This is a genomic window from Fructobacillus tropaeoli, from assembly GCF_001047135.2.
GTDB classification, from domain to species: domain Bacteria; phylum Bacillota; class Bacilli; order Lactobacillales; family Lactobacillaceae; genus Fructobacillus; species Fructobacillus tropaeoli.
In genome coordinates this window covers 1-12,969 of record NZ_DF968081.1, presented here as the reverse complement: position 1 = coordinate 12,969, position 12,969 = coordinate 1, and the positions used below count along the sequence as shown (strand labels likewise).

Annotated in this window: 14 protein-coding genes and 1 riboswitch; of the genes, 8 read left to right on the top strand and 6 right to left on the bottom strand. The window is 45.2% G+C overall.

The features are described from left to right. Window positions 1-17 precede the first annotated feature (17 nt). The 3 genes from AOQ32_RS04015 to AOQ32_RS04005 all read right to left on the bottom strand — a co-directional run bounded on the left by AOQ32_RS04015 (window position 18) and on the right by AOQ32_RS04005 (window position 2,669). Window positions 18-476, bottom strand: coding sequence for a universal stress protein (locus AOQ32_RS04015; protein ID WP_059393711.1), 459 nt, complete (start codon window positions 474-476; stop codon window positions 18-20). A gap of 460 nt (window positions 477-936) precedes the next feature. After that, entirely contained in the window at window positions 937-2,226 is a 1,290-nt protein-coding gene (locus AOQ32_RS04010) for a replication-associated recombination protein A (RefSeq protein ID WP_059393710.1), read from the bottom strand. A 68-nt stretch (window positions 2,227-2,294) separates the two neighbouring features. After that, window positions 2,295-2,669 carry a DUF1694 domain-containing protein gene (locus AOQ32_RS04005; RefSeq protein WP_059393709.1) on the bottom strand — a complete coding sequence of 125 codons (375 nt, stop codon included), beginning with the start codon at window positions 2,667-2,669 and terminating at the stop codon, window positions 2,295-2,297. A gap of 255 nt (window positions 2,670-2,924) precedes the next feature. Further along, a riboswitch (TPP riboswitch) is annotated at window positions 2,925-3,014 on the top strand. 127 nt (window positions 3,015-3,141) lie between these two features. On the opposite strand from AOQ32_RS04005, the gene thiS reads away from it, so the two are divergent. Genes thiS through AOQ32_RS03980 form a run of 6 tightly spaced genes read left to right on the top strand, consistent with a single transcriptional unit; the run spans window position 3,142 to window position 7,225 of the window. Beyond that, a complete protein-coding gene (thiS, locus tag AOQ32_RS04000) occupies window positions 3,142-3,339 on the top strand; it encodes a sulfur carrier protein ThiS (protein WP_059393712.1) in 198 nt (65 codons plus the stop codon). A gap of 5 nt (window positions 3,340-3,344) precedes the next feature. Then, on the top strand, window positions 3,345-3,998 hold the full coding sequence (gene thiF, locus AOQ32_RS03995; RefSeq protein WP_059393708.1) for a sulfur carrier protein ThiS adenylyltransferase ThiF: 654 nt from the start codon (window positions 3,345-3,347) through the stop codon (window positions 3,996-3,998). Between the two features lie 3 nt (window positions 3,999-4,001). Continuing rightward, the gene (locus AOQ32_RS03990; RefSeq protein WP_059393707.1) at window positions 4,002-4,772 is read left to right on the top strand and encodes a thiazole synthase; all 771 of its coding nucleotides are present in this window, start codon (window positions 4,002-4,004) and stop codon (window positions 4,770-4,772) included. 11 nt (window positions 4,773-4,783) lie between these two features. Further along, a complete protein-coding gene (locus AOQ32_RS08980; protein WP_059393706.1) occupies window positions 4,784-4,975 on the top strand; it encodes a hypothetical protein in 192 nt (63 codons plus the stop codon). Window positions 4,976-4,992: 17 nt separating this feature from the next. Continuing rightward, on the top strand, window positions 4,993-6,036 hold the full coding sequence (locus AOQ32_RS03985) for an MFS transporter (RefSeq protein WP_059393705.1): 1,044 nt from the start codon (window positions 4,993-4,995) through the stop codon (window positions 6,034-6,036). Then, window positions 6,026-7,225 carry a Zn-dependent hydrolase gene (locus tag AOQ32_RS03980; protein ID WP_059393704.1) on the top strand — a complete coding sequence of 400 codons (1,200 nt, stop codon included), beginning with the start codon at window positions 6,026-6,028 and terminating at the stop codon, window positions 7,223-7,225. Before AOQ32_RS03985 ends, AOQ32_RS03980 begins: the two co-directional genes overlap by 11 nt. 275 nt (window positions 7,226-7,500) lie before the next feature. On the opposite strand, the gene AOQ32_RS03975 is transcribed toward AOQ32_RS03980, so the two are convergent. Further along, complete coding sequence (locus tag AOQ32_RS03975; RefSeq protein WP_059393703.1) at window positions 7,501-7,758, bottom strand: hypothetical protein; 258 nt, start codon at window positions 7,756-7,758, stop codon at window positions 7,501-7,503. Window positions 7,759-7,927: 169 nt separating this feature from the next. Further along, entirely contained in the window at window positions 7,928-8,539 is a 612-nt protein-coding gene (gene rpsD, locus AOQ32_RS03970; RefSeq protein ID WP_047974713.1) for a 30S ribosomal protein S4, read from the bottom strand. A 375-nt stretch (window positions 8,540-8,914) separates the two neighbouring features. On the opposite strand from rpsD, the gene AOQ32_RS03965 reads away from it, so the two are divergent. Beyond that, a complete protein-coding gene (locus tag AOQ32_RS03965; RefSeq protein WP_059393702.1) occupies window positions 8,915-10,618 on the top strand; it encodes a septation ring formation regulator EzrA in 1,704 nt (567 codons plus the stop codon). A 139-nt stretch (window positions 10,619-10,757) separates the two neighbouring features. Here AOQ32_RS03965 and AOQ32_RS03960 read toward each other — a convergent pair whose 3' ends face one another. After that, window positions 10,758-12,170: an APC family permease gene (locus tag AOQ32_RS03960; RefSeq protein WP_059393701.1), complete on the bottom strand. Its 1,413-nt coding sequence runs from the start codon at window positions 12,168-12,170 to the stop codon at window positions 10,758-10,760. Window positions 12,171-12,267: 97 nt separating this feature from the next. Here AOQ32_RS03960 and AOQ32_RS03955 point away from each other — a divergent pair, with 97 nt between their 5' ends. After that, window positions 12,268-12,831: a guanylate kinase gene (locus AOQ32_RS03955; RefSeq protein WP_059393700.1), complete on the top strand. Its 564-nt coding sequence runs from the start codon at window positions 12,268-12,270 to the stop codon at window positions 12,829-12,831. Window positions 12,832-12,969 lie beyond the last annotated feature (138 nt).

The window sequence follows — 12,969 nt, the reverse complement described above, 5'->3', positions numbered from 1 at the left end:
GGTTTTTTTACTGATTTTTACTTTTGAGCGAGCTTTTCGCAGCGGACAACCAAAACGTCGATTGTCGCCATTCGAGTGACGAAGGCGGTGACAGAACCAACAACTAAGCGTTCAACGGTATTGAGCCCTGTTGCCCCAATCACAATCAAATCAGCTTTGATTTCTTTTGGAATATCGGTTGCAATCATGGTCTTTGGTGAACCGTAGTCAATCCGATATGAAACGTTTGAAAGGCCGGCATCAGTGGCTTCCTTTTTATAAGTTTCCAATGACTGACGGGCATCTTCTGTGATGGTATCAATCATGGTGTTATCGAAGGATGTGATGTTTTGAATGGCGCGGGTATCAATGACATTAGCAATCACTAATTCAACGTTGCCGTCTTCTTTTGCCAGGGCGATTGCGCGCTTTAAGGCCGCCTCAGCTTCCTTTGAGCCATCCACTGGAACCAAAATTTTCTGGTAAGACTGTGTCATCGTAAAGACCTCTCTTTCTTTCTAGGTTCATTATAAGTCTTTTAAGACAAAATAAAAAGCGGCCTCTACGGAATAGAAAATTAGTTGATATTAAAAGTTGAATTAGTTGTTTGGACACCACAGTAAGAGCCTACAAAAAAAGCCCGCCCGAAGGCGAGCCGTGGGTCATGCCCACGATACTCTATTGGCACCGTTAACCGCTACTCAGATTTTCCTCGAAATTATCGAGGTGGGCGTTTCACCGGGGGCTTTGACTACCGAACGAAAGGGCATGTCATGACCTGAGGATCCCCGTCCAAAATAAAAAGGTTGTAAGGAAAAAGCTGTTAATGTAGCAATGCGTATACCAGAGTATTCACTAATAGTATACTGATTTTGTCTAAAAATACTAGTCTTGACATTCTGATTTTTGTGAGTAATCATCAACAAAAATTGTCGTTCAAAATCAGATTGGTATTGTTTATTTTAAGCCACGACGCTGTTGATTTTTGAGACTTTGGTTGACGTCTTTTAACTGCTGCTCGAAATTCGAGTTACCCTTCGGCTGGAAGTAGGCATCATCCTTGATGGCATCTGGGAGGTATTGCTGAGCAACCCAGTCATTTGGGAAGTCATGAGGGTAGATGTAGTCGTTACCGTGGCCGAGCTTCTCGGCGCCCTTGTAGTGACTATCGCGCAGATGGTCTGGGATAGATTGGGCCTTTGAGCGGCCCGCTTGGGCGATGGCAGCATCCATCGCGGTGTAAGCCGAATTTGATTTGGGCGATAGCGCTAACTCAATAATGGCATTGGCCAGTGGAATCCGTGCCTCGGGTAGTCCTAATTTTTCAGCAGTTTGAATGGCTGTCACGGCGCGTTGAGCACCATTCGGATTGGCGAGGCCGATATCCTCGTAGGCAATCACAATCAGTCGGCGCACTAGGATTTGCAAATCACCGGCAATGATCAGGCGGGCAGCGTAGTGCAGGGCTGCATCAACATCTGATCCCCGAATGGATTTTTGGAGAGCCGAGATGATGTCGTAATGAGCATCGCCGTCCTTGTCGGCCACGAGTGCCTGCCGTTGAGTCGTTTCTTCGACGACCGCCAGGGTCACCTGGATAACCCCGTTTGCATTCGGCTTGGTCGAAAGAACCGCTAATTCCAAGGAATTTAGGGCAGAGCGAAGATCGCCGTTGGTTGCCTGGCTAAGGTGGGTGAGGGCTTCGTCGGTTAGGTTCACTTGATAGTTGCCAAGACCGCTTTCCTTATCCATTAGTGCCCGTTTGATGGCCTTTTTGATGTCTTGGTCACTTAAGGGGTGGACTTGGAAAATCTGGGTCCGGGAACGGATGGCCGGCGTGACATTTAAGTATGGGTTCTCCGTTGTCGCCCCGATTAAGATAATGGCGCCTGATTCGAGGTGGGGGAGGAGAAAGTCTTGCTTGACCTTGTTGAGACGATGAATTTCATCCAAAAGCAGGACGACTGTCCCCGACATTTTCGCTTCCTCAGCAACGACCTGCAAGTCCTTTTGCGAATCAGTTGCCGCGTTCAGGGCTCGAAAGGCAAAGTTTGTCGAACCGGCAATCGCCGAGGCAATCGAAGTCTTACCAGTTCCAGGTGGACCGTAAAGAATCATTGAGGAAAGACGCTTGGCTTCCACCATCCGCCAAATGATTTTATTTTCGCCGACTAAGTCTTCTTGGCCAACGATTTCTTCAATTTTTGTTGGCCTCATCCGGTAGGCCAGTGGTTTTTGTCCGGGCATGAAGACTCCTTTATCAGTGTGACTTTGTCTTGATAAAAAAGAAGCCGGTTGAAACCGGCTTCGTCAGGTTACAGGTCAATTGATTCCTGGTTTACGGCTGATTTTGCCGCAAGAACGACCGCGTAGGGGTCATCAGTTTGTTTTGTTCTTTCAAAATCGGATAGAAGGGTATAGGGGTGATTGGTGCTGACGGCCATTTGCAAGTAGTTTATGTAGGCATCACCACAAGCATCCTGGTCAATCAGTAAGGTCGTATCTGGCCAGTTGGCCATCCGTGCCTTGAGTTCATCTTGAACTTGGCTATCGTCGGCCTTTGATTCTTTAACGGCCGCGACTACTCGTTCACGAAAAGTGCCTAGGTAAAGGCGCTGTTCATCAGGGTTAATCTTGGGACCACCATTACCTTGCTGCCCCTGTTCTAAACGGCTGTTAACATCATCCATTGGGTTATCCTCCAATTACTTTACTACAGACAATTATACGGAAAAAGCTGTAGAGATTAAAGACTTGTCTGCTATTTTCGGGTGTTATCCAACATTTGTCGGTGGATTGACCTAGTCTGTTGATTGCCGCTAATGAAAAATCAGTAACGATGAAAATTTTATTAGAATTGGTCTAGTAAATCCAGTGGAATTTTGTCCTGCTTCTTGAGTAGACAGGCTAAAAAATCCATGTTATATTGATTTCGAAAATTGAATACGAATTATCTGGGGTGCCGGTTGGCTGAGATTATACCCATTGAACCTGATTAGATTAACGTCTGCGTAGGAAGATAGTGATGATAGTTTTTTTGAAAGCTGTTTTTGCGTTTTTGACGTGGAAACAGCTTTTTTTGTTCAATTTTTAACAAAAATGGGTAGTGGCTGGCATGAAAAGCTGATTTTTCGGTGGTCGGACCCAGAAGGGAGAAAAAAGATGGTGACAATTAATGGCGAACAGATGGACAACGTCGCAGGTGTAACGGTTTTGAGTCTACTTGAAGAGCAAAACAGTCATCACGAAAACGTGGTTGTCGAACTCAATGGTCAAATTTTATCGAAAGCGGTTTTGGCTGAAACGGTGCTGGTTGAGAACGACAAAGTAGAAATTATTGCCTTTGTAGGTGGGGGTTAGAAAAAATGACAACGATTGCAATTGATGGTCAGGCGGTGGAATCCGTCTACCTAAAAATGAAGGATCGCAATGTGGCTAACAGTCAGGAGAAGTTGGCAGCCGCCCATGTGACGATTGCCGGTTCGGGAGGACTAGGATCAAATATTGCCATTGCGCTGGCCAGGGCCGGGGTTGGTCATTTGACCTTGATTGATTTTGATGAAATTGAGCATAGTAACTTGAACCGTCAGCAGTTTAAATTAAGCCAGGTTGGTTTACCAAAAGTCTTGGCCCTGAAGCAAAACATCTTGGAGTTTAACCCCTTTGTGGAGGTGACGACTTGGCAGGAACGAGTGACGGAGGGCAATGTGTTGGACCTCTTTACCGGTGCTGATATTATCTGTGAAGCCTTTGATGATCAAAATGCGAAAGCAATGCTGTTAAGACGGGCGCAAGAAGTTTTGCCAGAGACACCAATCGTGATGGGCAATGGCTTAGCTGGTGTTCACGATGCCAATCAAATTCAAACCGTCCGGCAAAGTGACCATGTTTACCTTTGTGGTGATGGCCAGACCAAGGGAGCAGAAGGATTGATGGCCGCTCGTGTCCTGATTTGTGCGGGGCACCAGGCGAACCAAATCCTACGTTTAATTCTAGAAAAAGAGACAGTAGAGGAGTAAAAAATGTCGACAAATGATCCATTGGTCATCGGTGGCCATCAGTTTGAATCACGCTTTATTTTGGGATCTGGTAAGTACTCATACGAGTTGATTGACTCAGCGGTTAACCATGCCAAAGCGGAAATTATCACGATGGCTCTTCGCCGCACGAGTGTAGCTGAGGAAAATATTTTAAATTTTATTCCACAGGGGACAACCATCTTGCCAAACACTTCGGGGTGCACGAACGCTGAGGAGGCAATCCGGATGGCGCGAATTGCTCGTGAACTGAGTGGGAGTGACTTTATCAAATTAGAAGTGATTCCTGATAAACAGTATTTGATGCCCGATAACTATGAAACGTTAAAGACAACCGAGGTTTTGGCCAAAGAAGGCTTTATCGTCATGCCCTATGTCTTGCCTGATTTCAATATTGCGAAGCAATTAGTCGATGCAGGTGCAGCTGCCGTCATGCCATTGGGCGCACCAATTGGCACTAATAAGGGCCTTTCCAACAAGGATTTGATTCAAATTTTGGTCGACGAGATTGACCTGCCAATTATTGTGGATGCCGGAATCGGCCGTCCAAGCCAAGCAGCCGAAGCGATGGAAATGGGTGTCGATGCTATCATGGCCAATACGGCAATGGCAACAGCGGGGGACATTCCCTTGATGGCCGAAGCCTTTCACTTAGCGATTGAAGCTGGACGCAAGGCATACCTGGCAAAACCAGGACGAGTATTGACGAAAAAGGCTGCGCCATCATCACCATTGGCGGGCGTAAGCCTCGGTTAAAAAGGAAAGGAATGGCCATGATCCAGCCGAAACGGGCAAGGCTTCATCTATCATTAGCACAGAAAATCATTTTGATTAATTTTCTTGGTTGGGTCTTTATCTATGCCGACCGGACCATCTTAAATCCAGTGATGCCGGAAATTCAACGGTCTTTTGGTTTAAACCATGCTGAGTTGGGACTGATTTCATCTGTTTTTTTTTAACCTATACGGTTAGTCAGTTGCCATTTTCACGTCTAGCTGACGGCCATTCAAAGAAGACCATCGTCGCTTTGGGTTTTATCTTCTTTGCAGTAATGACTTTTCTATCGGGTATCGTGCCAACCTTTACTCTTTTTCTATTGGTGCGGGCTCTGGTTGGTTTAGGGCAGGGCAGCTTTTACGGTCCGGCCTATGGATTAATTAATGAAAATCTTAGTGACCGCCATGCAACTTTGGGCATGGCCATTATTAATAGCGGGCAGGGTGTTGGACAGATTCTTGGCACCTTGCTGGCTAGTACGTTGGTAATTCAAAATCAGGACCACTGGTCGACGCCCTTTTTAGTGATTGCCTTACCAACGGTGATGGTCGGTTTCCTGTACTTGTATGGCTTACCTAAAGAGGGTCGGTCAATTCGGTATGGGGGAAAGTCGGTGAATACACGCGGTGGCCAACAGCAATCGCTCATCTCGTCGTTAGCGCCAAAAATTTGGCGACCGTTTTTCGAGCGGCCGCTAATCGGTGCTTATTGGCTTTTGTTTTGCTCAATTTATGGCCAGATTGCAATGCTAACCTGGTTACCGACTTTCTTGTTGGGGATGAAGAATATTGACCAACGCTTTGTCGGTTTGATTGCTTCGATTGTGCCCTTGATTGCCATTCCAAGTGCCTTAATTTTGGCGAAAAAATTAGATCAAACAGCACATGCCAGGCGGTTTCTATACCTTTTTGTACCGCTATCGGCCTTGGCATTGGTGTTGGGAAGCTTGAGTCAAAATTCAACGCAGATTGTTTTGGCACTGATTTTGTATGGGTTGACCGGGAAAATGACGATTGATCCATTGTTGTTACAGGTCATTCGCCGCCATGCACCAAAAGGTCGAGTTGCCACAACTTTTGGCCTTTATAACTTTTTGGGGATGTTGGCCTCGATTACGGCGCCATATCTGACGGGTTGGTTAACGGATCTGACCGGTTCTTTGGCGGTTGGTTTTGATCTGGCAGCGGCATTGCTGTTGTTGGGATTACTTGGTTTTGGATTGAGTCAGAGAAATGCAGGATAAAAAAATTACCGACCTCTTGGAGAGTTTTCAAGCAATTGGTCGCACGAAAAATCAGGGTTATACGCGAACGGTTTATGACCAGGCCTGGTGTCAGGCACAGAAGCAGTGTGTCAACATTATCAAGGAATTGGGACTAGTACCCTGGGTTGATGAAATTGGCAACTTGTATGCGACTGCTGATTTAACTTGGCCCAAAGAACCTGTAATTTTGGTTGGTTCGCACCTGGATACGGTTGTCGATGGTGGCCTATATGATGGCCTTTATGGCGCTTTAGCTGCTGTCTTGTCGGTTAGTCAGGTGGCCAAATCAGAACAACGTTTGTGGCAGCCGCTCGTCGCTGTTATTTTTTCAGAAGAGGAAGTCTCACGCTTTGATGCGACCTTTACGGGCTCACAATATTTACTTGAACGGGATTTGAAGGGTTTTGATGCCTTGGCTGATGCTCAGGGACAGACCTTCGGCCAAGTTCGTCAAGCTGCGGTGGCTGCCCTGAGTCCTTTTGTGCAAACGGCGTCATGCCTAAAGATTGCTCAATACCTTGAATTGCATATCGAGCAGGGGCCGATTTTAGAGAATGCGGGGACCGATATTGGTATTGTAACGACCATTGTTGGTCAGGAACGCTTTTTGATTCAGTTGGTGGGGCAGGCTAACCATGCTGGAACAACACCAATGGATTGCCGTGATGATGCCTGCCAACAAGCAGTTAGTTTGCTGGCGGACCTCTACCGTGAGTTAGCGCAAATTCCTGATTTATGCTACACCATTGGCAAAGTTCAGTTGGAGCCTAATGTAGCCAATGTGATTCCTGGCCTAGTCACTTTTTCGTTGGACTTACGCCACCAAGACCAGTTGGTCTTGTCAGAAGCTGTTGGTGTGGTGGCCAAACTAGTGGACCAGTATCGGGCAAAACTTGAGCGCACTACGGCAGTTATGCCCACCCAAATGAATATGGGTCTTCAGGGGGAGATTGCTGAAGCATGCCAATCGGTTGGTCTGACGCACCAATTTTTACCATCTGGTGCAGGTCATGATGCACAGGTGATGGGGGAACAAGTGCCGACTGCCATGATCTTTGTCCCCAGCGTTGGCGGGGTTAGTCATGTACCGGATGAGAAGACAACACCAGCAGATTTGGAAAACGGCCAACGGGTCTTGACGGCCGTTTTGGCAAAATTAGTAGGGTAGTATGAACAGAAAGAACCATTCCTCAAACAACGGGGGATGGTTCTTTTGTGCTGTTGGATTCGTGAAAGATGAAAGTGTGGGTGGGGACAATCGCAATTGGTAACGTTGCCCTTTTCAGCGATTGTGTGGGTTATCTCTGGTCTGATTTTTTAAAGTGAATTTACAATGGAAGTGCAACACCCTTGATAAATAAAAAAAGCCAACACCCTTGATGAGCTTGACTTCTTGGTGGAACAAAACGATTCATAAAAGAATGGCTAAAAATAAAGCCATAATTAATGTTGTTTTCTTAGGATTAGTGGGATAGCGATACCAAAGCCAATCATAAAAGCACCATTTGTTGACCATGCGGATTGATGAACTTCGATGCTCACAAATGTGATGATTAAGCCAAAGATGATGTAGAGGGCACCGAAAGACAGTGATAACTTTTTGCGTTTACTTTGTTCCGTTATTGTTTTTAGTTTTTCCATACTGGTAATAGCCACCCAAGTAATAACAAATATGATGAACATGTTAATGAGCCAAGACATGATTTCTCTCCAATCATTGATATAATTGTTCTAGTTTAACATATTTTTTTGGAATGAAGAGTAACCGTCTAAAGTCGACCTTTGCAACTAATGTACAACCGAATTATTTGAGCAAAGAAAAAAGCCACCGCATAAGCAGTGACTTTTCAACCAGAAAGAGTTAATTAAATTATCCCAAACGGTTGTAGTATTCGACGATCAAGGCTTCGTTGATGTCAGCATCCAATTCTTCACGTTCTGGCAAACGAACGAAAGTACCTTCAAGCTTGTCAGCATCAAATGAAACGAATTGCGGACGTGAAACTACTGATTCAACAGCGATTTGGATAGGAACAATGTTCTTTGACTTTTCGCGAACAGAGATAACCTGACCAGGAACAACTTCGTATGATGGAATATCAACGCGCTTACCATCAACCAAGATGTGACCGTGGTTAACCAATTGACGTGCTTGTTGGCGAGTAGTTGCCAAACCAAGACGGTAAACCAATGAGTCCAAACGGCGTTCCAAGAAGATCATGAAGTTGGTACCGTGAGTACCTTGACGAACCTTACCGGCCTTGTTGAACAATGAGTGGAATTGACGTTCAGTCAAACCATAAGTGAAACGCAACTTTTGCTTTTCGCGCAATTGCATTCCATATTCAGAAACCTTTCCACGACGGCCTTGGCCATGGTCACCAGGTGCGTAGGCACGACGTGACAATTCCTTACCAGTTCCAGAAAGTGAAACACCCAAACGACGTGAGATACGCCATTTTGGTCCAGTATAACGTGACATGTATATGTCCTCCAAAATGTATTTTGCTGCACATTTGAGGGTCGGCACCAGATGCGTGCAGCGTCAAGAAAAATCGTTTCTCAGTGACTGTAGCCAAGTCCTTACTAACGAGTTTGGACGTTGTTGACGCGCTTCTTTACCGACTGCTACTCAATACAACTCCAACAAGTATAGCAAATCAGAAGAAAATTAGCAAGAAAAAGATTGATAGTGCTGCTACCATTAAATTTCTTATGCAATCTCCTTGCAAAATTTAGGCTGAAAAAGAGTAAAAAATCTTAAGAAAGGGATAAAACGAAGTAAATGGGTCTAATTTCAACAGTCAATAGTGTATGGTGGACTTAATTAGTAAATAAAGCTGAGGGTTTAGTACATATGTGGATTATTATTGCAATTATCGTGATTATCGCTATCTTAATCGGCCTTGGTTGGGCGGTTTTGACACAAAGGCAGGCTGCTACGCAGGTGGGTGATTTTAGCATGGCTAAAAAAGCGCTCATGGATGAAGACATTGCGACTGATTTAGCAGCGGCACGAAAGGTCGCATTAGCAGGCCAGGCTTTGCAAAATTTCCAAGAAACGGAAAAGATTTACCGTGACTTGCGCAACCATCGCTTTGCGGCAATTGATGCGGAAATCAATCGAGCAATGCAACTGAGCGCAGGTTTGAACGTTTGGAAAACAAGGAAGTCATTACAATCTTTATTGGATCAAATGACGGAAGCGGCTGCCTTGCAAAAACAGGTTGTTTCAGGACTGGAAGACATTCAGCAAGAAAATCAAATGCAACGTCAGGCAATCGATCAATTACACGGTGACTTTGACGATATCACGGATCGGTTAACAGCGACAGATAATCCTTACGGCCCCAGTGCCCCTACTCTATTAGCCTTTTTATTTGATGAAGAAGAAGAGTACCAACGCTATCAAGAACTAATTGAGTCTGGAGACCGAGTAAAGGCAGCCCAAAAGTTTGAAGAGGTTGGGATGATTGCTGGTCAAGTGCTCGATTATATGCAGAACTTGCCAATTTTAGTTACCACTTTTAATGAAAAATACTTGGATCAGATTAACGAGTTAAACACGAGTTGGCACGATTTGACTGACCGTGGCGTTGTTTTTGCAGAAGGTGTTGTTGAGGAAGCCTTGAATGAAGTTGATGACCTGCGCCTCCAAGGACTCAAGGCGATTGCAGGTTTGAAAGTCAAGGAAGCAAATACTATCTCAACGACTTTGAACCAGAAGATTCAAGAATTGTATGATCTGTTGGAAGAAGAATATCAGGCTTATCACCGTTACTTTAAACAGCAAGAACGTGTGAATACGGAATTTGATCGGGTTAAGGAACAGAACCATTCTTTGCTCCTTGAGCTAACTTATTTGAAGGGACGCTTTATCCTTGGCCATGAAGAAGAGGACCGCCAAGCTAGTTATCACCATGATATTGAAGGCTTAGTGTTGAGCCAGCAAGAAGTTCAACGAGCCTTAAAGGAAGGCAGTCAGACATACAGCTGGGCGGTTACGCGCCAAGAAAATTGGTTTTCAATTTTGAGCCAATTAGATAGTGACCAGGTCGCCTTGTACCATCAAATTGAGGAGTTCCAACCCGCTTTGAAGTCCGCTAAGGAGCACACGGCTGGCTATATTGATCAAATTCGCGGTGTGAAGCGCTCGCTTGAACGTCGCGATTTGCCAGGGTTACCTGAGGATTTTCTACAAAAATTCTTTGCAGTGAGTGACGAAATTACGCGTCTGGACGAGGCTGTGTACGCAGGTGAAGTCGATCTGGACGATGTGCAGCGTCAATTAAACATTGTTGCTGCTGACTTTGATACTTTAAAGGAACAGGCCCACGATGTGATTATCGCTGCTGATTTGGCTGTTTCACTGCTTCAGTACGCTAACCGTTACCGCGAACAAGACGAAGAAGTTGCGAAGGCGTTGAAGGTGGGGCAAAAGCTTTACCAAGTCGATTTCGATTACGATGGTGTGATTAAAGAGATGAAGCCAGTCTTGCAAGTGGCTGAGCCCGGAGCCTTCGAGCGTCTCCAGAAAAATCAGGACCCGGTTCTTCTATAAAAAGAAACAGCGATGAAAGTAATGAAGTTTGGCGTTTTCTGTCCTGATTTCACCACTTGATGACGTTAAAAGTAAATAAGAGCAAAAGAAAAGCTGACTGTCTGGGTTGATTCCCAAGCAGTCAGCTTTTTTAATTGATTTACTTTTCGATTTGATTGAGTGAAGAATGGCGGATACCGTAAGTAAAGTACCAAATCAAACCAATCACGACCCAGACACCATACATCTTCAATGTTTCTGCAGGCAAGCGCAGGATTAAGAGTAATGATAATCCGGCAGCGATGACTGGTAGGACAGGGTAGAATGGCATTTTGAAACCGTCGTGCTTAAGGTCTTGACGCTTACGCAAGAACAAGACACCAAAGCTGATAAACATGAAGGCTGTCAAAGTACCAATGTTAATCAGATTAGCCAGTGTACTTAATGGAACAAGTCCGGCCAAGAATGCTTCAACAACAACAGCCAGAATCAAGGCGTTAACTGGAAGACGGTGTGGGCCAGCGACCTTTCCTAAGCCACGAGGCAAGAGACCATCACGACCGAAAGAATAAGCCAAACGTGATGAGGCGAAGATCAAGGCTAACACAGCGGTGAACATTCCAATCAAAGCACCGATGGTAATGACAACGGAGAACTGTGTTTGCTTAACGGCCTGCAAGGCGAAAGCAGCTGGGTCATCAACACCCAAGTTTTTGTAGTTGACGATTCCAGTTAAGACAATTGAGAACAAGGTATACAAGACGGCAGAAATTGCGACCGTTCCCAAGATTCCCCGAGACATTGTCTTTGTTGGATTCTTAACTTCGGCTGCATGAGCGGCAATCGTATCAAATCCTAAGAAGGAGAAGATGATTGAAGCTGTTGCGGCGGTTAGACCACCAAGGCCAAAGACACCCGTTTGGAATTGCTTAGGGTAGAAATCAGCGTAGTTATGGCCCTTCACGAAGAAGAGACCACCGATAATGAAGAGGGCGATAATGGCAACCTTCAAGACAACACCGGCATTTTCAATCTTCTTGGATTGGCTTACACCAGCGAATAGAATGGCTGCGGAAATTAAGATAATAACCACGGCCATCAAGTTGACAACGCCACCGGCACCGGGTCCAGCCTGGAGTGCCTTTGGCAATGCCCAACCCATCTGACCGAGCAAATTATTGAAGTAGGCAGAGAAACCGGTCGCAATAGCTGAAACGGCTAGGAAGTACTCCAAAATCAAGGACCAACCAAGGACCCAACCGATTACTTCACCATAGATAACAGATCCGTAAGAATAAGCTGATCCGGCAACTGGCATGGCTGATGAAAATTCGGCAAAGGCCATTCCGCAGATACCAGAGAAGATGGCTGCAACCAGAAAGGCGATGGAAACAGCGGGACCAGCATTGTTAGCGGCCTCATGACCGGGCAGAATGAAAATTCCAGAACCAATAACGGTTCCAACACCCAGGCCAATCAGGTCTTTTGTTGTAAGCACGCGTTCCATCTGCTGATCCTTCTCAAGGTAACCAGCAGCTGACTCGCGAGCAAAGGCACGTTTTAGTAATTGCATAACTTTTCTCACTTTATTTTAATATAACTGCCATCAATTGTACCAACTTTTAACTGGATTGTCGATTATTTTGATGATAAGGTAAGAAAACAAAGGAATGGGGGATGAGAAAGCCATGAATCGGGTAATTGTTTTAACGGGACCAGCTGGAGCGGGGAAAACCTCAATTGCAACTTACTTAAAAGAAAAATGGCAAGTGCCACAAGTCATCACGCACACTACTCGTCCAAAGCGGGCTGGTGAAGTTGACGGTGTTGATTATTATTTTGAAACGAAAGATTCCTTCTTATTAAACCACTATTTGGAGTCGGTTCGTTATAGTCAGGCAAATTATGGCTCTTCTAAGGAAGGTTTAGAAAAAGCGTGGCAGAAAAGTAACCTGGCTAGTATTGTCTTAGACACCAAGGGAGCTGAAACCTATCAAGAGATTTTAGGGGACCAGGCCTGGACTTGGTATGTCACGATTAAAGACGTTGTCAAACTTGAGAACCGGCTGATTGCTCGCGGGGATGCAAAAGACAGGGTGCAGGCTCGATTATCTGCACCAGAGTTCCAACGTGATTTAAACTTGCCCGATAAATTACAAGGACATGCTGAAATCATTATTAATGATGATTGGCAGCAAACATGTCACCAAGTGGACCAGTTATTGGAACGGTAAAGGCTCTTGAATGCTGAATTTTAAAATCAAAATGCTGATAAATCAGCGTTTTAGACCAATCGCTAAAATTCGTTAAAAAAAGTGTTGACGAGTAAGAAGGTAGGCGCTATACTATTTATTGTTCGTTACGAAGCAAAC